The organism is Cryobacterium glaciale (assembly GCF_004402535.1).
Lineage (GTDB): Bacteria > Actinomycetota > Actinomycetes > Actinomycetales > Microbacteriaceae > Cryobacterium > Cryobacterium glaciale.
Window position 1 is genome coordinate 14,933 of record NZ_SOEY01000001.1, and the last position, 22,020, is coordinate 36,952.

A 22,020-nucleotide genomic window follows, 5' to 3' on the forward strand; every position below is an offset into this window, starting at 1 on the left:
GCAGCCCAATGACTACGGGGGCCTCTTGACGGGTCAAGGAGGCGGATAGCTGCATCATTCCAACTTCGGGTGCCCTGTCGAATGTGGACCAGATGGCATAAACTGCCAATGGAGGTAACTGCCGTGGCCACGAGGAATGTTGTTCTGAGTCAGCACCAGCACGAGCTCGTTGAGTCGCTGGTAAAGGCCGGACGTTACCAAAACGCCAGCGAAGTACTGCGCGACGGACTCCGACTCCTGGAGCGCCAGGAGTTGGAGAATGCAGCCAAGGTTGCTGCCCTACGAGATGCCGCACAGAAGGGCTGGTTGGACATCGCCACCGGGCGTTATGACGACATCGCCGACGAGAACCTCGATGACTTCATTCGAGAGCTCGGTGGTCGCGCAGCGCGGGCCAGCTCGACCGGCTGATGGCGGACTACCGTCTAACTCATTCGGCGCAGGCCGATATCGTGCGGATTCTTGCGTGGTCTGAAGAGGAGTTCGGTACGGATGCGCGCAATCGCTATCAGGCGCTGATCGCCACGGCCATCCGGGACGCGGCTTCGCGTGCCGACAATGTTGGGCATATCGACCGACCAGAACTGGGGGACGGCGTTTTTTCCTGGCATCTGGCGCAGAGTCGTACCCGCTGCCCTGGCGTGGCTGTTCGACGACCGCGACACTTCCTCGTCTGTCGTCGGGATGGGGAGGTGCTGGTCATTGGCCGAGTCCTTCACGACGCCATGGAACCACGCCTCCACGTCGATTCCCCACAGACTTGGGATTAGCCATCGTCACGTCATTCACTTACTGCGGCCTGCGTTTCGGAACGGCCGCACGCGACCGGCGGAGAACCTTCTCCGTGTCGATTGCCACACGGATATCAATGAGCGGGCAGCCGACTTGCTCCCGGTCGACGAGGCGCGCCACCAAGAGATGACCAGTGAGGTATTCAGCCAGCCGCAATTGGGTTGCGCGTTGCACAGGATCGTCGCGGAGCCAGGGGTCGCACACGAACAACAAGAGTATGAAGACCAGATCGTCGGCGTGCATCGTGCGGGCCACTTCGCCATCCTGCATGAATTGCCGTTCGGCTGCCAGAATCTCCAAATCCCCGGTCACGAGAATTCGCTCAGCCTCTGCCTCGAGGCACTCCCGCAGGCGACGCTCGACTACCTCGATGCGAGAACGGGACAGGCCGGCCTTGCCGGCCAACTCGTGGTCGAAGAATTGTCGCAGGATGGGGTCAATTGTGGATCGTTGAATTTGCATGCGCTAATAGTCCCGCGTACCACCGACAGGGCGATCCATCCCGTCGCGTTACCGACCAGACGTGGGTAGGCGATAATTCCGCGCCGCCTGTAGCTTTGCTGCGCGTATCCACGAACATGCGGAGAGCATGGACGACGTGGGCCGGAACGTGCTCGAGCGCCGTGAGACGTGAGACGTGAGACGTGAGACGTGAGACGTGAGACGTGAGACGTGAGACGTGAGACGTGAGACGTGAGACGTGAGACGTGAGACGTGAGAAAATATGGGCAGGATGTGGGAAGACGCCAAAATACCAGCGCAAATTGTGCCGCTGATCAAGGATTTCTTGTGCGGGTATTTTACGTAATTCCTAATTCGCATTGTTGGCGCGGGACTCGGAGGTCGTGCCAGATCACTTTTCCATCACATCGCGGAATTAATTCCACGGGCGCGGCCATCCGAAGCGCCCGATGCCGGTTGTGGAAAGTCCGACGACCAGCGGGCTGCAAAACCGGACCCTAAGGCAGGCAACCCGCGGCAGCGGCCCGGCACGGCACTGGCCCTGTTTTCGATCCGCACGAGATCGACGCAGAGCTCGAAGCCCGTGACGCCCACCCATCCAACGCCCCACCCATTCCCACGATATTGACCGGCATTTCGTGGCAGCAACGTCGAATAGGTGTTACCGACCCACACTCGTAGTGCAAGCAAGGGATAATTGCATTTTGGCGCACCTATTGCCCGAGGAGAAGCGGAACTCACATGTCAACTGCGGCTGAAGCAGACCGGGCACGACTGGCCAGATTGCCTGGTCAGCCGCTCTGGTTGCGCGTCCATGACGACATTCTCAACCGGATAACCTCGGGCGAATTCGCGGACACGTTCCCCGGTGAAATTCAACTAACCGAGGAATATCAGGTGAGCCGCAGTACCGTACGACTTGCGCTGAACCCTCTGCGTCGAGAGGGGCTGGTTTCATCAAGTCGGGGTAAACGCCCGGTGGTGCACGTCAACCACGGCGAAGAACACCGCTTTGGGCCGGTTTACAGCTTGTTTGCGGCAGTTGAGGCCTCTGGGATGAGGCAGCACAGCGAGTTGATCCGGTGCGAGATCCGTGTCGACGCGCGGATTGCTGACCGGCTCGACCTGCCCGGCGACGCTCCGCTGATCAATATTGAGCGCCGTCGTTTCGCTGACGACTATGTCTTTGCCGTTGACAGCGCCTGGCTGCCTGCCGATCGCGCTGCCGGCCTTCTCGACGTCGATTTCAGCAACACTGCTCTCTATCAGGAGCTGACGCTCCGGTGTGGGATCACGCTGGACGGCGGACAGGAAACCCTGACAGCGATTGCCGTTACCGCCGAACAGGCGCGAGTTCTTGACTGCCCGGTCGGCACTGCCGCTTTCTTCATTGAACGGTGTGGTCGTGCGGCGGGACGTCCGGTGGAATGGCGGGAGACTGTCGTCCGTGGCGACCGTTTCGCGGTCACCACATCATTCTCACCCCGGTGAGCTTTAGTCTTTATCGGTTCTCAGCCTTAAGGCCGTCGAGCTGAGGGCTTGCCAGGACGTACTCGTAGGGGTCCCCGGTGGGAAAAAGCCCGGTTCCGTTAGGGAGTAACGGCCATCGGAATTCTTTCCTGACCGCGTTGCTGCTGGTGTCCGTCGGACCAGGTGATCGTAACGTTTCCCATCCCGACACGAAGGTAGATCACTTTGTCAGAGGCCGATGCCGGGGTCGTGTCGCCCTCCAGAACCTGCTCCCACAGCGTTCCGGAGTCCGGATCAATCGCGGTGAGTATCCTGGCCCCATCCGTTGGACGAAATGAGGACACGGCGAGGTTCCCTGATGACTCGTCAATGATTGACGGTCCAGTCACGTGCCCGGAAAACTCTGCGAGCATAGCTCCCGTTTTGACGTTGTGTGCGCTCACAACTGAGTATTTGATCCCTTGAGAGTTACCTGCGCTATCGACCCAGTTGAGAAAGACGATATCTTCCTGCGATACGTCGTCAACAACCGAGACCGCTGAGGAAGATTCGACGTCCGTGCGGCGTGAGAGTGTGTTCGCGTCCCAGCGTATTTCTCCGGTGGTGGCGTCGACAGCCGTGAGTAAGCCCTGCCGTCTCGATGAGGCCGGTGCCATTGCTTTCGTACTCGATCGTTGACGCTCACGTCGCGTCTTCGGCAACACTGACAGTACCGCCGTGCGCGCTGAGCATGACCGCGGGCGAGACGTCGTCGGAGACGCGATGAGCGCCGAGCTGCGACGAACGTCCGGAACACGCGGCCAGCAACACAACGCTAACGAGCGTGGCGGCTGCGGCTCCGGCAGCGCGTCTCATTCTTGCTTTTGAGGTATTCGCTGCCGGCGCGTGCGACGGTTCCGAGCCGCGTAGGCCAGCGCGATGAGGCCTAGCACGACGATCGCGGCGATCCCGAATCCGAGATTGGTCACCAGTGAGGACATATCGAGCACCCAGGCCTCGGTGGCGAACTGATCTCCGATGGTCAAAACTCCGCCGAGGCTCGCGGTACCGTCGGTGAGGAACAGGAAGATTCCGATCAGGATTGACAGGATCCCGGATACGATCATCAACCACGAGTTCTCCCATCTTCCGATAGTGAGCATCCGCGGGCGCAGCCACCGACTCTTTCCCAGTGAAAGTCGGTCCCACAACAAGGCGAGCACGATCAGGGGCGCTGCCATGCCGAGCGCGTAGATCGCTAAGAGCACTCCCCCGTAGACGGCGTTACTGCCGAGGGCTGCCACGGTAAGCACCGAGCCGAGGATGGGGCCCGCACACACTCCGGCTACTCCGTAGACAGCGCCGAGGAGGTAGACCGATATTGCCGAGGTCCCTTCGGCTGCGCTGCCGCGGGTAAAGGCGGGAAAACGTAGTCCAGAAATTTGGATGATACCCATCAACACCACGAGCAATGAGGCGATCCCGACGAAGGCCGTGCGATTTTGCGTGACGAACACCCCGACCGTACCAGCCAGCACTCCCAGCGGCACCAACGTGGTAATTAGTCCCAGGTAGAACAATCCGGTTCGGGCAAGCAGCTCGGACGGCTTCGCGAACGCGTAGGCGAAGAACGCAGGAAGGAGCATGACCGAGCAGGGGCTCAAAAGTGTCAGCATCCCACCAATCAGGGCGCCGGCGTAGCCAATATCCATGTCTAGCGTCCGGCCTTCGCCAGTTCGCTGTCGATCGTGTCGCGAAACACCTGCACCGGCATCGCGCCGGAAATCGGCGTTTCGTTCACCACGAACATGGGCGTGCTGGTAATTCCGAGGTACCGTGCCTCTGCCGCGTCAATGTTCACTTTCTCCAAGAGTTCAGCATTGTCCAAATCGGAGACGAACTGCTCAAGGTTGGGAACACCAATTTCTGTCGCGATTTCCAAAAGACGTTCCGGGGGCAGTGCCACATGTCCGCGTTCCGGGGCACCCGCGAAGACGACTTCAGCAAACTCCCAGAAGAAACCTTGCTCGCCCGCCGCGCGGGCAGCCACAGCCGCATCCGTGGATTCCTCTCCGAACACCGGCAGATCCCGCCATTCGATGCGCACTTGACCGCTGTCCACATACTCCTCGACAAGGACAGGGAGGGTATCGCGCGCGAAAACCCCACAAAACGGGCACCGGAAATCGGCGTATTCGACCAAAACGACCGGCGCGTCGACCTCTCCGAGTGCCGTCACCTCGCCATCGACACGTCGGGCGAGATCGAGCGTCTGCTCGCCGCTTTTTTCCCCGGATTGTTCAGCGGGGGCCGAAGTGGATTCTTGGACGGGTTGTTGTGCAACCACTCCGACGATGACGACTGCGAGAACTGCCGCCGCTCCTAAAAGCATCAGGAGCGTGCGTCGCCGCACCTTGACTCGTCGGATCGGCCTATTTTTTGTGAAGTTCTGTTGTGTCGGCACCATCTTAAATGTACGCACATTAGGGTAAAAAAGACAGTTATAGCCGCCTCCCCGTCCGAGTCTGGGAACATTCCCGGTTTTCTGATTGAAAAGAGTCCAGTCATGCTCCAAGCAACCATCGCCCCGCCATTAATAGCCCTCAAGGCTGACCGCATCGTTGCCCTCGCCGGCGAGACGCATCTCCACCTCGATGATGCCCGGGCCTACCGCCGCGTCATGAACGAAGCGCCTCGGTTACAACTCCGCTCCGAGGCGTGGGGCAAGGCTCCACAGCCTACGCAGCGATGTCACTACCGCCGCGTACGCGTCGTCGCGGTGGCCTACCTCGGCGTGGCGGCAGCACTGGTGATCCCGCCACTACTTTCGGTCAATTCATGAACGCCGTTCACGCGTCGGCTCTCCAGAGCGTTCCGCAACTTCTTCTTCATGTGCTTGGTTCGGCTGAAGCCTCCGTTACCGCGGGCCTGCAGGTTGTGCGCAACGCCCATCACGGATTCGCCACGGCGAGCACAATTGCCCTCGTGATTCAAGGCCGAGCCGTCCAGTTTCTCGCGGCCAATTCCGGCCTCGGTGACGAAATCAACACGGCACTTGCTTTGCCGGGCGTGTCGGTGGTGGCATGTGAAAACAGCCTTCGGTCCGTGGGTCTTAGCGTTCACGATCTTGGCACCGGCGTGAGTAGCACTCCTGCTGCCGTCGTCTTCCTGGCCCAGTCTCAACGCGAGGGGTGGGCCTATGTTCGCATTTGACACGGCGGTCGCAGGGCGCCTGAACGGTGCTTTTCGCAAGGTTCGAAATCGACAAGATCTATTGGTAGTTAGCGAAGAACTTCGCGACGCCCGTGGACTGTTAGGAATTCGGGCGGGTGGCGCAGGTGCACTGCTGACTCGTTGGGACGTCGGCCATAACCTCATCGACATGCATCCCACATCCGGCCCAAGTGGTTTTTCCGCAATTGTCGCATCGCATGGGACTGCACATAGTGACTCCTTAGCTGGTCGAGCTGAAGTCTTTAGTATACCCCGTGGGGTATTAAGTTAAGTGCGAACAGAGGAAACTTATTTGTCGACGACGATGGCCAGTCCGGTGGCGGCAGACGCGTCCGTGATGCCACCAGCATCGGTCAATGCGGTGAACCCGAGGTCGGCCATACGGGTGACTGCTGCAGCCGACCGGTTTCCGGTGGCGCAGTAGACGATGTAGTCCCCGTCGATTGGCAGCGCCGTGATCAGCGTGTCGAAGTCCGCGGATTGCACGTCAATATTGATGGCGTCCTGAAGGTGTCCACCGACATACTCTGGTGCGGTGCGCACGTCGATGATGACCGTACTGGAGGTGACAGCGATGGAAGGCGCCGGCGGGGGGCTCGCGCAGGCGGCCATGCTGAGCAGTGCCGCCACGGCGATTGTGATTGCGGTGAGTGCTTTCTTCATGGCTGGGCGTCCTGACGGGTGCGTGACGGGGGCGGCAGTGTGATCGGCTCTGGGGCGACTTTCCGGGAGCGAGGGAACAAAGGCGTGCAGGTAGTGCAGACCTCACCCTCAGCGGACTCTGACGATTCGCGGCGGGTGGCGGCTCGGCGTTCGCTGACCAGTCGTTCGCGCAGTGCCCAGATCAATAGGGCGAGAGCGGCGGCGGCCAGGGTCGGGCGCGCAGCACCGCTCACTATCGGGTCGAGGGAGCGGACTTCGGTCGTCAGATACAGCGCGATCAGACCCAGAGCTGGCCACCGTGTGTCGCAGAGAGTTGCGTCGGCGCCGATGGGGGTTCCGACATAACTGGCAACGATCAAGCCGATCAAGCTCGCTCCGAGCGCGGTGGCCGCGACCGTCCACCACAGGGCGCCGTCTGCGTCGTCCGCCCGGGGCGCGTAGCCGGTTACAAAAGCAATGAACGCGGCTGCGGCTGCGGCGGCCGTGATCATCCAGCGTCGAGTCGACCAAGTTTGTAGGTCAGAGAACACGATCAAGGGCCTCTGTCGCGGCAGCGGTGCGAGCGGGAAGACCGCAAGAATTTTCTCGAGTCATGCGCGCATAGAGAGCCCCGCCGAGCAAGACGATGGACGCGGCGGCCAGATACGGCTGGACCGGCTCGAAGAATTGCATCGCTCCGGTTGTCCCGAGAGCGAGGAGAACCAATTTGTTGCAGACGGGGCATCCCACTGCAAAGAACGTCACCAGCCAACCCGCCATGCCCAATCGTCCGGCCGCCTTACTGGGCAGGGCGCCTTCCGGGTGCGCCACATAGGTGGCGGTGACCAGACCCGCTAAAACCGCACTGAGAATAAGCACCGGCCACGACCAGGCAGTCGGCGGGATCTGTCGCGAAAAGAATGGCGTGTCAATCAAGTCCGTCGGAATGGCAATGAAGACCACTGTAAATAGTGCTGTTGCCAGGGCAACCCACCAGCGACGGGAGGGCCAGCGACGCAGGTCCCCGCCGAGCCCGGCCAGCTTGCCGCGCCAAGGGGCACGCCGTGATGATTCGTCCCTGCTGGTGCGCTGGTCACGCATTCGAATAGCCCTCATTTACTTTTCATCGTGAAACGCTTGCTGCCATATTTGAATATACTGATACCCTAAGGGGTATCGTGGTCTTAGACAAAACCAGCCTCGCATCCGCCTACGAACAGGAGCACACCCTCATGGGGATTACCGAACCCGCGACCCACGCCAGCGACGACCTGCGCAAGACCCTCAATCGGCTCAAGCGCGCGCAGGGGCAACTCGGCGCCGTCATCACAGCCGTTGAGTCCGGCGCTGATTGTCGTGCCGTGGTCACCCAGCTGGCTGCTGTCTCGAGCGCCATTGACCGGGCGGGGTTCACGATCATCTCGTCGGCGATGAAGGAGTGCCTCATTGATAGCGGCGCGGATGGGGAAACCAAGCTCAGTGTCAATGAGCTTGAAAAGCTTTTCCTCTCCCTCGCCTGACCCCGCTCGCGAGAGCTAGCCGGCGACGGCGCGAAACGCGACGTACACGGCGATGCAAAGCACAAGGATCGCGAAGCTTGTTTTGAGAACGCGGTCGGGGAGTCTTCGGCTGAGTCTGCCCGCGATTAGGGATGCCAGCATAGCGGTGCCCGCGAAGGCGCTGGTGACGGCCCAGTCGATCTGCACGTCGCTCAGGTGGGCGCTGAAGCCGGCGACCGAATTGATGACGATGATCACGAGGGACGTGCCGATCGTGACGCCCATGGGGAGTCCGAGCACGAGGGCCAGTGCCGGAACGATGAGGAACCCGCCGCCGACGCCGAGCAGTCCTGTCAGGAACCCGACCACGGTGCCCGTTGCCAGCGCACGGGGCAGACAACTGCGCCACCGGGTTCCGCCGCCGGGCAGCGCGCAGGGGCCGGTTGCGGCGGGGGTGGCAAAGAACATTCGCACGCCAGCGATGACCATGATCACGCTAAAAGCGCCGAGCAGAAGCTGAGGGTCAACCAGTCGGTTTACGAGGGTGCCGAGGTAGGCGGTGGGAATGCCGGCGGCGCCGATGATGCCGGCCAGACGCCAGTTCACGCCGGTGCGCAGCCGCGGGAGCACAGCAACCGCCGACGCCGCTCCCACGACGATCAGCGAGGTTGGTATCGCCTCCTCGAGGGGTAACCCGACACCGTAGACCAAGGCCGGAACGGCCAGGATTGACCCGCCTCCGCCGACCAGGCCGAGCAGCGCACCCACGATCACTCCCAGAAGCAGCGCGGCCAGGATCATGCGTGCGGCGCCAGCTGCGCGAGGATGTCACTCTTCGTGGGTTCGGAAACCGGGCGATTCCAGGGCATCCACGACAGAATTCGCCCCAGCGTGCAACTGTTGGTGGCGGCCGACACCGTGAGACCGGCACCGATGACGCCGGCGAGAAGACGGAACTGCGGATGGATAAACCTTCCCGCCAGCACGCTCGCCAACACCAGGGATCCGGCCGTCATGCGTACCTGTCGATCCATGGCCCACGTGGAGCGACCGCTGGTGATATCGCCGCCGGCGGCGGCATAGCTCGCCACACCACCGGTCAACACGCGAGCACCGCTCAGGCCAGCTGCGTCAAGATTCTTTCGCGCTTCTTCCGCGCGTCGACCCGACTGGCACACCAGCACAACCCGGAGGGCCATCTGCGCCGCAAACTCTTCAGTGTGTTCTTTGAGCAGGTGGAGCGGCACGTGATACGAACCCGGGATATGCCGGGTTTCAAACTCCGAGCCGTCCCTCACATCGATGATCATCAGGTCGTCATGATGGAGAACCCACTGATGGAATTCGTCCGCCCCAATCGGTGGCGGAGTGCGGTTGACGGTGTGCGTGGTGTCAGAGATAGTGGATCCGTTTCAGTTTGGTACGGGAGCGTAGCAATGCCGGGCAGCCCTGAGGCCCGCCACTGAGGCAGGCCTCTGACGATCGAGTCTGCCGTGAAGCCAACGTTGGTTAGGTGTTCAGCGACGGCGTCATCTCCATCAGGCTTTCACTGAATGTTGGGCAGCCCATGCGTTGTAGCCGCCGATGAGGTCGGTGACGTCCGAATGGCCAAGGCCCCGCAGTGCACTCGCGGCGACGCTCGAACGCCAGCCGCTGGCACAGTGGATGATCACGGGTCCGGCGGGCACTTCGGCGCGGCGCTGGCTCAGCTCGGCCAGAGGAATGCGCAGCGAGCCCGGGATCGCGCCCTGCTCGACCTCGCCGGGGTTGCGTACGTCGAGGATCGTTGCGGCGGTGTCCCGGCGCAGAGCCTCGAACTCCTCAAGCTCGACCCGCGCACCGACCTGCACCAGCGGGCCGAGGTCGGTGAACGCCTGCACCGGGTTTGTCAGATATCCGGCGACCCGGTCGAAGCCGATGCGGGCCAGCCGCATTCCGGCCTCGGCTTCGCGGCCGGAGTCGGCGATGATCACGATGCTGTCGTCGTGCTGGATGACCATTCCGGCCGTCTCGGAGAAGCGTCCGTCCAATCCCACGTTAATGGACCCGGCCAGGTGCCCGAGGGCGAAGTTCTCGGGGCTGCGGGTGTCGAGAACGCGGGCTCCGTTTTCAACGGATCTGCGAACATCCGTCAAGGTGAGCGGTGCCAGTTCACGGGTGGAACCGATGATTTCGTGCGCGCTGCGGTTGATCATCGCGTCGACGGCGAAATAGCCGGGGATTGCGGGCTGGCCGCTGCGGATCATTGTCACGAAATCGTCTTCACTCATCGGCTGCACGGACGCGTTCGTGAGGCGCTGGGTGCCGATGGTGGATTCGAGCTCGTCGGAGAGGTTCTTGCCACAGGCGGAACCGGCGCCGTGGGCGGGGAGAACACGCACCGCATCGGGCAAGGCGAGAAGGGTCGTGTGGATCGACGCGTACAGGGCGCGGGCCAGTTGGTCGGGATCGGCGCCGACGGATGCGGCCAGGTCGGGACGCCCCACGTCACCGATGAAGAGGGTATCGCCGGTGAGAACAGCATGGGGAACGGCGTCGCCGGCGTGTTCACGAACGACGATGCTGACGGACTCCCAGGTGTGCCCGGGGGTGTCGAGAATTTCCAGTTCCACTTCACCGAGCGAGATCTTCTCGCCATTGGCCAGGTGACGGATCTCGTACTCTGCCTCGGCGCGGGCGCCGTAGCCGATCCAGGCGCCAGTGGCTGCGGCCAGCTCGAGGTGACCGGCGACGAAGTCAGCGTGGAAATGCGTGTTGATCACGCCGACGATGGTCAGGTTGTTCGCTTGGGCGTCAGCGAGGTAGTCGTCGATGTCGCGGCGGGGGTCCACGACAACGGCTTGACCGCTCGTCTCATCACCGACGAGGTACGAACCATGGGACAAGCAGTTGAGGTAATACTGGGTCAAAATCATCGTGGCCTCCAAAGATCGGGGCCCACCACGCCGACACGAGTTGGGGCGTGTAGTGGGTATGCGCCCCAGTCTCGCACATACCCCGCATGGTATGCAAGATACCCCTAAGGGTATAGTCTATGTGCATGGCTACTACCGATCTCACCGAGACTACCTTCGACGCGACCATTGCCCAGAGTCCCATCGTGCTGGTTGATTTTTGGGCCGAGTGGTGCGGCCCGTGTCGCAGTTTCGCCCCGACATTCAGCGCGGCGTCTGAAAAACACCCCGCAATCACTTTCGGAAAAGTCGACACCGAAGCCGAACAAGGATTGGCCGCAGCCGCCGGCATCCGCTCCATCCCCACGCTGATGGCGTTTCGGGACTCCGTGCTCGTCTTTTCCCAGCCGGGCGCCCTAAACGCTTCCAGCCTGGAAGAGCTCATTACCGGTGTCGAGAATCTCAACATGGACGACGTGCGCGCCAGTATCGCCGCCCGATAAACCTCGCGCTCTGTGAGAAACCGCATGACGGATTCACAGCAGGTCACATGAGCACGTCACTGCCCCCGCGTCAGTAGAATACTCCCTGGGGTATAATTCTTTTAGCAGTTCACCTTTTTGAATGGAGATCTAGTATGTGTCGTTCCGTCACCTGCAAAGTGTGCCAAAAGACAACGTGGGCGGGCTGCGGTCAGCACATTGATGAGGTAATGCGCGGCGTGCCACGCAACCAACAATGCGCCGGGCATGTCAAAGAAAAATCGACCGGATCATTCTGGTCCCGGCTACTCGGACGCTAACGGCGGCACCCCCTCCAGCACCTGTTGAAGCCTGCCAACGCCGGGCAGATCGCCAACCGCGCAACCTGCGCGGCTAACGGCCTGACGATGGCCAGCGGTGCGGACTTCCCCGTTCGGAGGTTTGGTATGGGCGCAGCCCTCGTGTCAGAAAGAGCGCCGCTGAGCGTTGCGATGCACAGATGCGGCGACAAAATCCCGGCCGTGCTTCATCGGGCTAGATCGCGTTTTACTTGCTGCTGTTTTCTCCTTGGAAAGCGGCTAACGCGGCGAGAAGACGCTGATCGGCTTGATCAGCAACGTTCTGTATTCCCGGAGAATTGCTCAACTGGACCATGGTTTGTGGGTTGATAGCTTGAACCGTGGTGGTAGTCGCTGACGGGCTTCGTCGGATCACGACGTTACACGGAAGCAGCAAGCCCATGTCGGGCTCTGCGGTGAGTGCCTGTTCGGCGAGGGCGGGGTTGCAGGCGCCCAGGATCAGGTAGTCGCCCAGTGCCTGCGCGCTTTCCACGCCGAGTTTCGTTTCGAAGGTCGCGTGGACGTCGATTTCGGTAAGAACGCCGAATCCTTGGTTAGCAAGTTCTTCCCGCACCCTGGAGACGGCTTCTTCGTAGGGCAGCGAGACGGTGATGGTGTGTGCGTAGTTCATTGGTTTCTCCTAATCCATTTTTTTCGAATTGATGGTTGCGGCTACTGTCAGTTTGCGGTGATCACTCCCATCATGCCGCTGTCTTCGTGGTCAAGAATGTGGCAGTGGTACACGGTACGTCCGCTGAAGTCGTCAAACGCGATACGCACGCGCACGGTGCTGCGTGCCGGGATGTTCACGACGTCCTGCCACATGATGGTTTCGACGGGCCGGCCTGACTGTTCAATGATCTGCATCGGCCACACGTGCAGGTGCACGGGGTGATCGAGCGGGCTGGTATTTGTCAGCAACCAGTCCTCCACGCTGTCGAATTGCACGGTCGTGTCGACCCGGGTGGCATCGAATACCTGGCCGTTGATCGTGGCTGACATCATGCCCCCACCCACTCCTCCGCCCATGCCGCCATCCATATTTCCACCCATGCCACTGCCTGTGTCCCCGCCCATTCCGCCCATATTTCCGCCCATTCCCATCGCGAAGATTAGCTCGCGTCGGGCTGTTACGGTAGCTGTGCGTAGGTCACGCGGAACGGGCTGACCAGGTATGGCGGCGACTGTGGCGACGTCGTCACCGGCTACGTGAAATGTGGCCAGCGCGATGTCGTCGGCTCCAGCGGAGCCTACGCCTCCCATCATCATTCCGCCGGAAGTACCTCGATCGTAGGCGTGGGCACGCAGTACGGCGGTGCCGGCCGTGCCGGTGACGAGAAGGTCGGCCCGGTTCCCGGGGGCCAGCACGACCTCGTCGACGTCGTGCGCGGCTTCGAACCGTCCGGAGTCAATTCCGAGAAGGGACAGCTGCTGCCCGTCGAGGCGCAGCCGCAGGTAGCGGGACACGCAGGCATTAATGATGCGCCATCGTTCCCGTTCCCCGGGGCGGGCAGTCATGCTGGGGGTGAGTTGTCCGTTGACCAGGACGAGGTCTCCTTCGCGTCCGGACATTTTCTCCATCGCTGTGGCCGCTGGAATTGTTCCCATGGAATCGAGGGTGATGTCGGAAATGACGAGGACGCGTTCCCGGCTGGCAGGGATAAGATCGGCGTCTTCGACGATGATGGCGCCGTAGAGCCCGCCGAATACCTGATCGGCCACGAAACCATGGTGGTGCGGGTGATACCAGTAGACGCCCGGCGGATGATTGGCGGGCAATTCGTACTGGTAATCAAAGGAGTCGCCGGCTGCGACGGTGACGAACATGTTGTCGCTGTTGTTCTCGGGCGAGACATGGAGGCCGTGTACGTGCAGGTTGCTCGGATCTGCCAGACCATTGCGAAGGCTCACGCTGAGGGTGTCTCCGGCTCGAACGCGCAGTGTGGGGCCGGGCACGCCACCGTTATAACTCAGCGCACGCACATCACGACCAGCAATGGTCACCTGTTGGGGCGAAGACTCGAGATCAACGGTGAGAGTGCCGCTGACGCTTCGTAGCTCCGGGGGCTCCACGAGGTCGCTCCCGGGCGGTATAGCCGGTGACCTCGTCGAGGAGATCCGTTGATTGACGAAGAAACCCGTTCCGCCCACAGCCGTGCCCGCAATCCCCACCCCGCCGAGAATCAGGGCACTACGACGACTGAGGGCGCGCACTACCGGCCCTCCTCGAGCACCCGCAACTGATCACGCAGCTGCTCCGCGGTGAGCTCCCCCCGAGCGAAACGCTCTTCGAGAATCTGCCTGGCACCGGCCGAATCAGCTTGCCTCGGAGCAGATCGCGCGTCATCGCTTCCGGATTTGTTCGACAAAAAACGAACGAGGACGTAAATAAGCACGGCGACGCCCGCTATAGCCAGCAAGCCGAAGCCCCAAGGCCATCCCATACTTCCGTTACCCCACATCATCTGATCGTTTCCTTTCTTTTACTGATCCGTATCTCCACCATACCCCTAGAGGTATAAATCGTGGCTGGGTAGATCGTCCACGCACGTGGAACGGCACGTACCTCACACACCGGTGCAACCCGCTGAAACTCGCGCAACAGGAAGGGCCCAAACGCGAGGCCTTGACGGCTTCGAACTAGGCCCAGGCGTCGCGGGGTATGGCGTGAAGCCATGACGAACGGGTGGAATCGGAAGGCCATTGTTAATGCCAAGCTCGTCACCATCTTGACCCCGATCGGGGGACGCGCGCGTGCCAAGTGATGACGCGCTCTGGCGATAGGTCACCGCCGAACCCTCAGCGGGAACGGCGATCAGCGAGCGCTAGAAAACCAGCACCTTGTCCGCGGCGATGGTCCAGTCGGCCAGGGCATCCATGGTGGATCGCGCGGCACCCTCGATGGGCATGGCATCGGTGATTCCGCGGGCATCCATGCACGTGCCGCAAGAGCGAACCTCACTACCTCGCCGGGTGTTGGACAGGAGCATCCGGTCCAGCTTGTAGTAACCTTCCGGTGTTTTCTGCCCAGCCATCGCCGCCGTAGCCCATCAGGAAGGCCTGTGTGATGGGCTCGTCTCGTCTGGACAACGACTTCGCAAGTCGAACCGCGTTGTACGTGGTGTCCTGGCCGTAGGCGGCGCCGTTCATGATGAGGATGTTCATCAGGCGACCGCCTCGGCGGACACCGGCAGGCTCGCCAGTCGCCATTCCAGCATCCCCTCGTGCAACCGGGTTGCCCGGTGGCCGCCCTGGCGTAGCATGCCGACGGCCTCGTAGGCGAGCACGCAATACGCGCCACGGCAGTAGGCGACCATCTCGCGGCCGAGCGGCAACTCACTGAGCCTGCCGCTGAGCTCCTCGAGCGGGATGGAGAGGGCTCCGGGGATATGCGCGGCCTGGTATTCCTGCCGCGGCCGGACATCCAGCACTGTGACGGTCCCCGCCGTGACGCGGGCGAGAAGTTCCTCCCGCGTGATCTCCTCCTGCGCGTCGTCGCCTGACCCAGGTTCATCGAGTCCGAGGTAGGCGATGCGCTTCGCTTCAACATCTGACAAGTGGGTCTGGGCGACCGCGCGAACTAGGTCGTAGAGCCGGGCGACGTCATCCCCGGCAAGTTGGTAATGAATCCGGGTGCCCTCCCGGCGGGTGGTGACCAAACCGGCGTGCTTGAGGGTTTGCAGGTGAGCGGATGCGGTGGTCAGGCCTAGGCCGGCCGCGTTTGCCAGCGATTCCACTGTGCGTTCGCCCTGAGCCAGCAGGTCGATCAGTTCGAGGCGCTTGCCGCTGCCGAGTGCCTTGCCAACGCGCGCGAACTGCTCGAACAGCGCGGACTTCTTCTCACGATCACCCATGCGCTTCCTCCCGATTCCTTTCATACTAGTATCTTCTAGTAATCCATGGTTTTATGGAATATTGATCTTTCCCGTTTCTGGCGGGTCGTGCGACCTGAGGAGCGCCACATGGAAATGCTGCATCTTGTGCCCGTTATCGACGAGGGGCTGGGTAACTCCACTTACCTCCTGGACATTGGCCGGGGTAGGGCTCTGGTGGTGGACCCGGAACGGGACCTGCGCCAGGTACGTGCGGAGGCTCTGCGCCTGGGACTGTCCATCGCGTACGCCGCGGAAACACACCTGCACGCGGACTTCATCTCCGGCGTGCGCGAACTGGAAGAAACCGAACGCGCCACGGTACTTGCCCCAGACGTGGGTCCGCGCGGATTCGCCCACACCGTGCTCAACGACGGCGATACCCTGGACCTGGGTAATTTCACCCTGCAGGCGCTGGCGACACCCGGCCACTCGCCCGAACACCTCTCCTACCTGCTGCTCGACCACGGGCGCATCGCCGGCGTTTTCACCGGCGGGTCGCTGATGGTCGGAACCGCCGGGCGCACAGACCTGGTCAGCCCGGAAATGACCGTTCCGCTGGCCCGAGCCCAGTACCACTCGCTGCACCGGCTGATGGAACTGCCCAACGACACCCCGGTCTGGCCCACCCACGGCGCCGGGTCGTTCTGCTCGGCCGCGGCCGGTGGCGAACGGATGACCACGATCGGCCGCGAACGGGCCACCAACCCGTTGCTCCAGGTCGCCGGCGAGGACGCCTTCGTTGATGCGCTGCTCGGTTCCCTCGGCACTTTCCCCGACTACTTCCTGCGCCTGGGCGAGGTCAACCGGCGGGGCCCAGTCGTTCTCGGAACCACTCCGCCGCTGCCGGCGCTGTCCGTCGACCGCGTGATGTCCTTGCGCGAGCAGGGCGCCCAGATCGTGGATGCTCGGCAGCCTGCGCACTTCGCGGCCGGGCACATCCCCGGTTCCCTGTCCATCGCGCTGCGCCCGGTGTTCGCGACCTGGCTCGGCTGGCTGGCCGAGCCAGACCGGCTGGTCATTATCGTGCGGAATCCGGATCAGGATCCCGAGGACATCGTCTGGGCGGCCGCGCAGGTCGGCTTCGACACCCTCGCCGGCGAACTCGACGGCGGATTCCCTGCGTGGAAGAACTCCGCAGCAGCGGCCACGGGATCGCTGATCGAAGCCCGGAGCATGGTCTCCGGCGCTGAAGCCTCAGCCACCGTGCTCGACGTCCGCCAGGCCTCGGAGTACGCGGCAGGTCACGTAGCCGCCGCCTGGAACATCGAACTGGGCGACCTCGCCGGGCGCCTCGGCGAGGTCCCCACCGGACCCCTCGTCGTCATGTGCGGCCACAGCGAACGCGCCATGAGCGCGGCGAGCATCCTCGAGCGCGGCGGTCGAACCGCCGTCGCCGTGCTCAACGGCGGCGCCGCGGACTGGGCCCGTGAAGCTGGTCGCTCGCTGGAGACCGGACGATGAGCCGGACGCCAGGCCGTGTGGACCAACGGAAGGGCGTCGGCCGCGTGATCACGCTGGGTCTGCGGCAGAACTTCCCCCAGTTCATGCTGCTCGTCGCCGTCAACGCCCTGGTCGGCGGCACCCTCGGCCAGGAGCGCACCGTGCTGCCTCTGCTGGCGGACGAGGTCTTCCACGTCGATCGGTACACGGGCTCGCTGACGTACATCCTGGCCTTCGGCTTGGCCAAGGCCGGCACCAACTACTTCGCCGGCACCCTCTCCGACCGCTACGGCCGAAAGCCCGTGCTAATCGCCGGCTGGCTGATCGCCATTCCTGTGCCGCTTATTCTGATCCTCGGCCCGACCTGGGGCTGGATTGTCGCGGCCAATGTGATCCTCGGCATCAGCCAGGGACTGACCTGGTCGACCACGGTGATGATGAAAATGGACCTCGTCGGCCCGAAGCAGCGCGGCCTGGCCATGGGCTTCAATGAGGCGGCCGGCTATCTCGGTGTCGCAGCCACGGCCCTGGCCACCGGATACATCGCCGCCGAGTACGGGCTGCGCCCAGGCCCGTTCCTGCTCGGGGCAGCCTTCATCGCCCTGGGGCTCGGACTCTCCGCGCTCTTCGTGCGCGAAACACATCACTACGCGAAGGCCGAAGCGGCCAACCATGTGTCCGAGCACGCCCATGCCGGCTCCCTCAGCGACCGGCAGGTCTTCACCCTCACGAGCTTCCGGGATCGATCCCTGTCGTCGATCAGCCAGGCCGGGATGGTCAACAACCTCAACGACGGTCTGGCCTGGGGGCTGTTCCCCATCCTGTTCGCCGCCGCCGGACTCAGCATCGAACGCATCGGCATCCTGGCCGCCGTCTACCCGGCCGTCTGGGGAGCCGGCCAACTGATCACCGGGGGGCTCTCCGACCGGATCGGCCGCAAATGGCTGATCGTCGGCGGAATGATCGTGCAGGCGGTCGCCCTAGGCATGGTCGCCGTCGGGGACAGCTTCGGCCTCTGGCTGGCAGCCGCCGTGCTACTCGGGGCAGGCACCGCCATGGTCTACCCGACGCTGCTCGCAGCGATCGGCGACGTCGCCCACCCCGAATGGCGGGCCCGCTCGGTGGGCACCTACCGCCTGTGGCGTGACGGCGGCTTCGCGGTCGGCGCGCTGCTGTCCGGACTGATCGCGGACGCCTTCGGCATTCCGGCCGCCGTCGCCGTGGTCGCGGCCCTGACTGCCGCATCCGGACTCGTCGTGGCCGTGCGGATGCGCGGAGACGACCACCCCTGAATAGGCATCGCCTGCGCACGAGCGTGACGCTCACGTTCAGCGTGTATCACGTGGCCGAAATCGGATTCTGCTCACCACCAACTGGCCCGGCCCAAGGTGGCGCAAAGAGCGGACCTCTTGCGGGCACTCCCTCGGAATCTGGCGGTTCTGACCGTGCCGAATTGCGACGGTGCCCGTTTGTCTGTCCCGAGATTAAGCCCGATGGCCGGGCGTCATACGCACGATGGCGAGTAGCCCTTATTGGTACCGGCAGTCCGGACAAGCGCTGAGACAGGACACACGAAGCCATGAGACCCCGCGTCCACGAAGTTCTGAGATCCACTGTCCACGATGTCACGCGATTACACACCAAGTCGCCGGACTGGCGCTACCCACAAGCCCTACTCGCCACGAAGGGAAGTACACCATGAACGATCAGTCTCTGATCGTCGCGGGGGTGGACACGCACAAGGACACGCACTACGCGGCCGTGATCTCCGTCACCGGGGAACACCTCAGCGCCGCCCAGTTCCCCACCACCGACGCCGGCTACCGCGCGCTTGAGGGCTTCATCACCTGCCACGGGGCTCTGCTGCGCGCCGGTGTGGAGGGCACGAACTCGTACGGGGCGGGCTTGACCCGGCACTTGCATGAGGCGGGCATCGAGGTCGTCGAGGTGATCCGCCCGGCACGGCAGACACGGCGGATGCGCGGCAAATCCGACGAGATCGATGCCTACGCCGCCGCGCACATCGCGTTGGCGAACAACAACACCGTGGCCGCGAAGACCGGCACCGGCCTCGCGGAAGCGATCCGGGTCACCAACGCGGCCCGGCGCAGCGCGATAAAAGCACGAACCGAGGTGATCGTGCAACTCAAATCGCTGATCGTGACTGCTCCTGAGAGCATCCGAACCGAGTTCCGTGACCTGACCACGACCCGCTTGATCACACGCCTGACAGGCTCCCGTGCACGTGTCGGTGACGACGAGGTCGCGTCCAGGACCCGCACGGCACTCAAGCGCCTCGCCGCCCGCTATCAGCAGCTCGATGTTGAGATCGCCGGTCACGACACCGACCTCGCACAACTCGTCGACACAGTGAACCCGGCTCTCGTGCAAGCCCGAGGGATCGCGACTGTGACCGCCGCGCAGCTGCTGATCACCGCAGGCGACAACCCCGACCGGCTCCGCTCCGAGGCAGCTTTCGCGATGCTCTGCGGTGCCTCGCCCTTGCCCGCCTCCTCGGGGAAAACGACACGTCACCGACTCAACCGCGGCGGCGACCGGGCCGCGAACTCCGCGCTCCACAAGATCGCGATCGTGCGCCTGGCCACAGACCCCGAAACCCGCGCCTACGCGACCCGCCGCACCGCCGAAGGCAAGACGAAGAAAGACATCCTCCGCTGCCTCAAGCGCGCCATCGCCCGCGAGGTATTCCACCTCATCACCACCCCGCAGCCAGCCGCGGACAGCAGCGATCTGCGCCCCACACGCAAACGCCTCGGGCTCAGCCTCACCGAGGTCGCCGACGCCCTCGACTGCGCGATCAGCAAGATCTCACTCATCGAACGCGGCACCATTCGCGACACCCGATTCCTGCACCGTTACCGGGCCTGGCTCAACGAAAACCAACCCCACCAAATCGCAGCTTGACAACTATAGGAGCATCAGGCTCGAGTTGTGCCGCGAGGTGATCGACACGTCCAAACCGATCAAGGACGTCGCCACCGCGTACGGCGTCGGCCCCGAGACGCTCCGCAATTGGCTGGGCAAATACCGCGAGACTCATGGCGGCACGGAAGCAGACTTGACGGTGTCGGAACGGGCCCGTCTGAAGGAACTTGAGCGGGAAGTTCAGGAGCTGCGGGCGGAGACCGCATTCTTGAATTATTCTGATGTTCGGATTATGCCGATGTTTGCCTGAAAGCCTAGATCAGCGGCGAGTGATGGCCGCGAACCTCGGCATAATCCAGCCGGCCATTTGATACTTGTCCTCATCTATGAGGAAGGACAAGGATCATGAGCGATCCTGAACATGTGCTCGTCGAGGGCCCTTTGGTGGCCCTGGTGCCGGGATTTCGAGACAGACTGAATGCCGCCGGGTATTCCGCGGGGAGTGCGGCGCAGCAGCTGCGCGAGCGACCGAGCTCGGGCGGGTCTCAGGCTGGTCCCAGAGGGCCGAGGACTCTTTCCTGAACTCACGGTTCGCGAGAACCTGCGCTTAGGTTCACGTCTGGCCCAGCCGGACCGCCGTGCAAAGCTCATCGCCCGCGCAGTGGAGCTCTTTCCCGTCCTGGGCCAGCGAATGACCCAATCCGTCGGTTCCCTCTCCGGAGGTGAGCAGCAGATGCTGGCCGTCGGCAAGGCCATCGCGGGAGAACCTGTACTCCTGATGCTGGACGAGCCGACTCAGGGTCTCGCTCCCGGCGTGTTCGACACCCTCCGACGCGCGTTGTCTGCGCTTCGCTCGGACGGTCTCGGCATTGTCCTTGTCGAACAGCGGCACGCGTTCGCACAGTCGTTGGCCGATCGAACCGCGGTCGTCGTGGCCGGCGAACTCGTGTATCAGGGAGATCGCGGAGACCTCGTGGGCCGTCAGGAACTCATGGACATCTACACAGGAGCCGGCGCCGCCGAAGACTAACGGGGCTTCGCCCCAGCCCGCCGAGTCGTGTCTCGGTGTGGGTCATGTGTGGGGCTCCGGTCGGTGCGGGAGACCCTGGACGGCTGTGCCGTTCGGGTGTATGAACCGTCTCAGCGGTTAGTTGGCCGGTAACTGGCCGCCGAACCGACCGGAGTCTGCCATGAGTGTAACGCGCAATATCAGCGGTGTCGGCAACCTGAGCACAGTCGGTAGGGTGCTGGCGGATCATGTCGTTTTCGAGGTTGAGAGCATCGACCGGATGTTTCTGAACGTGTATGTTCCGGGCTTGCAGTATGTCAATGGTCTGGTTGGGTATGTGCATCGGCGTTTGGGTTTGCCGATCGCGTCGACTGCCCCATGGCGACGATCTCTGACCGGTTTGGCCGTGCCGTGCATGCTTTCGCGGAGACCCACCAGGGGCGGCTTGTGAATTAGTCGAATATCCGACGTTAAGGTTTGTGGCGTGTGGTGTTCGGTAACGATCGTTCGCAAGACATTCCCAGCGCGCTGCTTCTGACCGCCAGAGGACAAATTAGATGTGGCATGACCGCTTCTTGCTGATGTTCGCATGCGGGGTGCGGTGCAGGGAGTCCATGTTCATGAAACGGTAAATCAAAGTCGTTTCGACCGCCGATCGAACCCTGATCGCCCACTTGGGCACCAGCGGGTTCCTGACCGAGGGCAAGAATGTCGTCCTGCTCGGCCCACCCGGAACAGGGAAGACGCACCTCGCCGTAGGCATCGGCATCAAGGCCGCCAAGGCAGGCCACCGGGTCCAGCAACCTGCCCTTCGCCTGATGGGGCAACGTCTTCGGCCACTTCATCATCGCCTCAGCGATGATCGACAGCTATCTCAACGACGCTCACATGGCTAAAGCTGCCTAAAACTGGCTCTCCTGACGTAACCGTGGGTTCGTTGGGAGCGCCTTAACGGCCGCACGCCGCTCTCCGCCTAGGTTTCTAACTGTCAAAGGCAAGAAACTCGGGAACGGAAAAA

27 protein-coding genes and 2 pseudogenes are annotated in these 22,020 nt (G+C 62.7%); 13 read left to right on the forward strand and 16 right to left on the reverse strand.

The window, feature by feature from the left end; genetic code table 11:
* Positions 1–108 precede the first annotated feature (108 nt).
* Both E3O06_RS00085 and E3O06_RS18325 read left to right on the forward strand, forming a co-directional pair.
* On the forward strand, positions 109–411 hold the full coding sequence (locus E3O06_RS00085) for a type II toxin-antitoxin system ParD family antitoxin (protein ID WP_198415746.1): 303 nt from the start codon (positions 109–111) through the stop codon (positions 409–411).
* Entirely contained in the window at positions 411–770 is a 360-nt protein-coding gene (locus E3O06_RS18325) for a type II toxin-antitoxin system RelE/ParE family toxin (protein WP_134501019.1), read from the forward strand. Before E3O06_RS00085 ends, E3O06_RS18325 begins: the two co-directional genes overlap by 1 nt.
* A 19-nt stretch (positions 771–789) precedes the next feature.
* Here the strand turns inward: E3O06_RS18325 and E3O06_RS00095 are convergent, their stop codons facing one another.
* Positions 790–1,254, reverse strand: a complete 465-nt coding sequence (locus E3O06_RS00095) for a hypothetical protein (RefSeq protein WP_134501020.1) — start codon at positions 1,252–1,254, stop codon at positions 790–792.
* A 741-nt stretch (positions 1,255–1,995) separates the two neighbouring features.
* Here E3O06_RS00095 and E3O06_RS00100 point away from each other — a divergent pair.
* The gene (locus E3O06_RS00100; RefSeq protein WP_134501021.1) at positions 1,996–2,745 is read left to right on the forward strand and encodes a GntR family transcriptional regulator; all 750 of its coding nucleotides are present in this window, start codon (positions 1,996–1,998) and stop codon (positions 2,743–2,745) included.
* A gap of 98 nt (positions 2,746–2,843) precedes the next feature.
* Here the strand turns inward: E3O06_RS00100 and E3O06_RS00105 are convergent, their stop codons facing one another.
* From E3O06_RS00105 to E3O06_RS00115, 4 genes are read right to left on the reverse strand one after another with little or no spacing between them, the layout of a single operon-like run.
* On the reverse strand, positions 2,844–3,380 hold the full coding sequence (locus E3O06_RS00105; RefSeq protein ID WP_134501022.1) for a hypothetical protein: 537 nt from the start codon (positions 3,378–3,380) through the stop codon (positions 2,844–2,846).
* A 25-nt stretch (positions 3,381–3,405) separates the two neighbouring features.
* Positions 3,406–3,579 carry a hypothetical protein gene (locus E3O06_RS17345; RefSeq protein WP_166788036.1) on the reverse strand — a complete coding sequence of 58 codons (174 nt, stop codon included), beginning with the start codon at positions 3,577–3,579 and terminating at the stop codon, positions 3,406–3,408.
* Positions 3,576–4,415, reverse strand: coding sequence for a cytochrome c biogenesis CcdA family protein (locus tag E3O06_RS00110; protein ID WP_134501023.1), 840 nt, complete (start codon positions 4,413–4,415; stop codon positions 3,576–3,578). Before E3O06_RS00110 ends, E3O06_RS17345 begins: the two co-directional genes overlap by 4 nt.
* Before the next feature lie 2 nt (positions 4,416–4,417).
* Positions 4,418–5,185, reverse strand: a complete 768-nt coding sequence (locus tag E3O06_RS00115; RefSeq protein ID WP_241979772.1) for a DsbA family protein — start codon at positions 5,183–5,185, stop codon at positions 4,418–4,420.
* 84 nt (positions 5,186–5,269) lie between these two features.
* On the opposite strand from E3O06_RS00115, the gene E3O06_RS00120 reads away from it, so the two are divergent.
* Together E3O06_RS00120 and E3O06_RS00125 are read left to right on the forward strand one after the other, a co-directional pair.
* The gene (locus E3O06_RS00120) at positions 5,270–5,545 is read left to right on the forward strand and encodes a hypothetical protein (protein WP_134501024.1); all 276 of its coding nucleotides are present in this window, start codon (positions 5,270–5,272) and stop codon (positions 5,543–5,545) included.
* On the forward strand, positions 5,542–5,916 hold the full coding sequence (locus E3O06_RS00125) for a DsrE family protein (protein ID WP_134501025.1): 375 nt from the start codon (positions 5,542–5,544) through the stop codon (positions 5,914–5,916). The genes E3O06_RS00120 and E3O06_RS00125 overlap by 4 nt, the downstream gene beginning before the upstream one ends.
* Before the next feature lie 309 nt (positions 5,917–6,225).
* Here the strand turns inward: E3O06_RS00125 and E3O06_RS00130 are convergent, their stop codons facing one another.
* Genes E3O06_RS00130 through E3O06_RS00140 form a run of 3 tightly spaced genes read right to left on the reverse strand, consistent with a single transcriptional unit; the run spans position 6,226 to position 7,680 of the window.
* Complete coding sequence (locus tag E3O06_RS00130; RefSeq protein ID WP_134501026.1) at positions 6,226–6,600, reverse strand: rhodanese-like domain-containing protein; 375 nt, start codon at positions 6,598–6,600, stop codon at positions 6,226–6,228.
* Positions 6,597–7,091 carry a hypothetical protein gene (locus tag E3O06_RS00135; RefSeq protein ID WP_134501027.1) on the reverse strand — a complete coding sequence of 165 codons (495 nt, stop codon included), beginning with the start codon at positions 7,089–7,091 and terminating at the stop codon, positions 6,597–6,599. Before E3O06_RS00135 ends, E3O06_RS00130 begins: the two co-directional genes overlap by 4 nt.
* 28 nt (positions 7,092–7,119) lie before the next feature.
* On the reverse strand, positions 7,120–7,680 hold the full coding sequence (locus E3O06_RS00140) for a hypothetical protein (RefSeq protein WP_241979773.1): 561 nt from the start codon (positions 7,678–7,680) through the stop codon (positions 7,120–7,122).
* A 131-nt stretch (positions 7,681–7,811) separates the two neighbouring features.
* Between E3O06_RS00140 and E3O06_RS00145 the strand changes: the two genes are divergently transcribed.
* Complete coding sequence (locus tag E3O06_RS00145) at positions 7,812–8,099, forward strand: metal-sensitive transcriptional regulator (RefSeq protein ID WP_134501041.1); 288 nt, start codon at positions 7,812–7,814, stop codon at positions 8,097–8,099.
* A gap of 15 nt (positions 8,100–8,114) precedes the next feature.
* Here E3O06_RS00145 and E3O06_RS00150 read toward each other — a convergent pair whose 3' ends face one another.
* From E3O06_RS00150 to E3O06_RS00160, 3 genes are all read right to left on the reverse strand, one after another.
* Positions 8,115–8,879, reverse strand: a complete 765-nt coding sequence (locus tag E3O06_RS00150) for a sulfite exporter TauE/SafE family protein (RefSeq protein ID WP_134501028.1) — start codon at positions 8,877–8,879, stop codon at positions 8,115–8,117.
* On the reverse strand, positions 8,876–9,388 hold the full coding sequence (locus E3O06_RS00155) for a rhodanese-like domain-containing protein (protein ID WP_134501029.1): 513 nt from the start codon (positions 9,386–9,388) through the stop codon (positions 8,876–8,878). Before E3O06_RS00155 ends, E3O06_RS00150 begins: the two co-directional genes overlap by 4 nt.
* Before the next feature lie 228 nt (positions 9,389–9,616).
* Positions 9,617–10,993: an MBL fold metallo-hydrolase gene (locus tag E3O06_RS00160; RefSeq protein WP_134501030.1), complete on the reverse strand. Its 1,377-nt coding sequence runs from the start codon at positions 10,991–10,993 to the stop codon at positions 9,617–9,619.
* Between the two features lie 125 nt (positions 10,994–11,118).
* On the opposite strand from E3O06_RS00160, the gene E3O06_RS00165 reads away from it, so the two are divergent.
* On the forward strand, positions 11,119–11,475 hold the full coding sequence (locus E3O06_RS00165) for a thioredoxin family protein (RefSeq protein ID WP_092106594.1): 357 nt from the start codon (positions 11,119–11,121) through the stop codon (positions 11,473–11,475).
* Between the two features lie 525 nt (positions 11,476–12,000).
* Here the strand turns inward: E3O06_RS00165 and E3O06_RS00170 are convergent.
* From E3O06_RS00170 to E3O06_RS00190, 5 genes are all read right to left on the reverse strand, one after another.
* Positions 12,001–12,423, reverse strand: coding sequence for a DUF302 domain-containing protein (locus E3O06_RS00170; RefSeq protein ID WP_134501031.1), 423 nt, complete (start codon positions 12,421–12,423; stop codon positions 12,001–12,003).
* Between the two features lie 47 nt (positions 12,424–12,470).
* On the reverse strand, positions 12,471–14,006 hold the full coding sequence (locus E3O06_RS00175) for a multicopper oxidase family protein (protein ID WP_134501032.1): 1,536 nt from the start codon (positions 14,004–14,006) through the stop codon (positions 12,471–12,473).
* A gap of 611 nt (positions 14,007–14,617) precedes the next feature.
* A complete protein-coding gene (locus E3O06_RS17735) occupies positions 14,618–14,827 on the reverse strand; it encodes a DsrE family protein (protein ID WP_198415747.1) in 210 nt (69 codons plus the stop codon).
* Entirely contained in the window at positions 14,754–14,957 is a 204-nt protein-coding gene (locus tag E3O06_RS17740; protein WP_198415750.1) for a hypothetical protein, read from the reverse strand. The genes E3O06_RS17735 and E3O06_RS17740 overlap by 74 nt, the downstream gene beginning before the upstream one ends.
* Positions 14,957–15,646 (reverse strand): ArsR/SmtB family transcription factor, encoded by a 690-nt coding sequence (locus E3O06_RS00190; protein WP_134501034.1) that lies wholly within the window; start codon positions 15,644–15,646, stop codon positions 14,957–14,959. Before E3O06_RS00190 ends, E3O06_RS17740 begins: the two co-directional genes overlap by 1 nt.
* Before the next feature lie 108 nt (positions 15,647–15,754).
* Here E3O06_RS00190 and E3O06_RS00195 point away from each other — a divergent pair, with 108 nt between their 5' ends.
* From E3O06_RS00195 to E3O06_RS18330, 6 genes and pseudogenes are all read left to right on the forward strand, one after another.
* Complete coding sequence (locus E3O06_RS00195; protein WP_134501035.1) at positions 15,755–17,128, forward strand: MBL fold metallo-hydrolase; 1,374 nt, start codon at positions 15,755–15,757, stop codon at positions 17,126–17,128.
* Positions 17,129–17,211: 83 nt separating this feature from the next.
* Positions 17,212–18,399: an MFS transporter gene (locus E3O06_RS00200; RefSeq protein ID WP_134501042.1), complete on the forward strand. Its 1,188-nt coding sequence runs from the start codon at positions 17,212–17,214 to the stop codon at positions 18,397–18,399.
* 406 nt (positions 18,400–18,805) lie between these two features.
* Positions 18,806–19,843, forward strand: a pseudogene (locus tag E3O06_RS00205) (IS110 family RNA-guided transposase); the annotation flags it as partial.
* A 202-nt stretch (positions 19,844–20,045) separates the two neighbouring features.
* Positions 20,046–20,273 (forward strand): annotated as a pseudogene (locus E3O06_RS00210) (transposase); the annotation flags it as partial.
* Between the two features lie 198 nt (positions 20,274–20,471).
* Positions 20,472–21,023, forward strand: coding sequence for an ATP-binding cassette domain-containing protein (locus tag E3O06_RS00215; RefSeq protein ID WP_134501036.1), 552 nt, complete (start codon positions 20,472–20,474; stop codon positions 21,021–21,023).
* Positions 21,024–21,676: 653 nt separating this feature from the next.
* Complete coding sequence (locus E3O06_RS18330; RefSeq protein WP_420898852.1) at positions 21,677–21,898, forward strand: ATP-binding protein; 222 nt, start codon at positions 21,677–21,679, stop codon at positions 21,896–21,898.
* Positions 21,899–22,020: the final 122 nt, after the last annotated feature.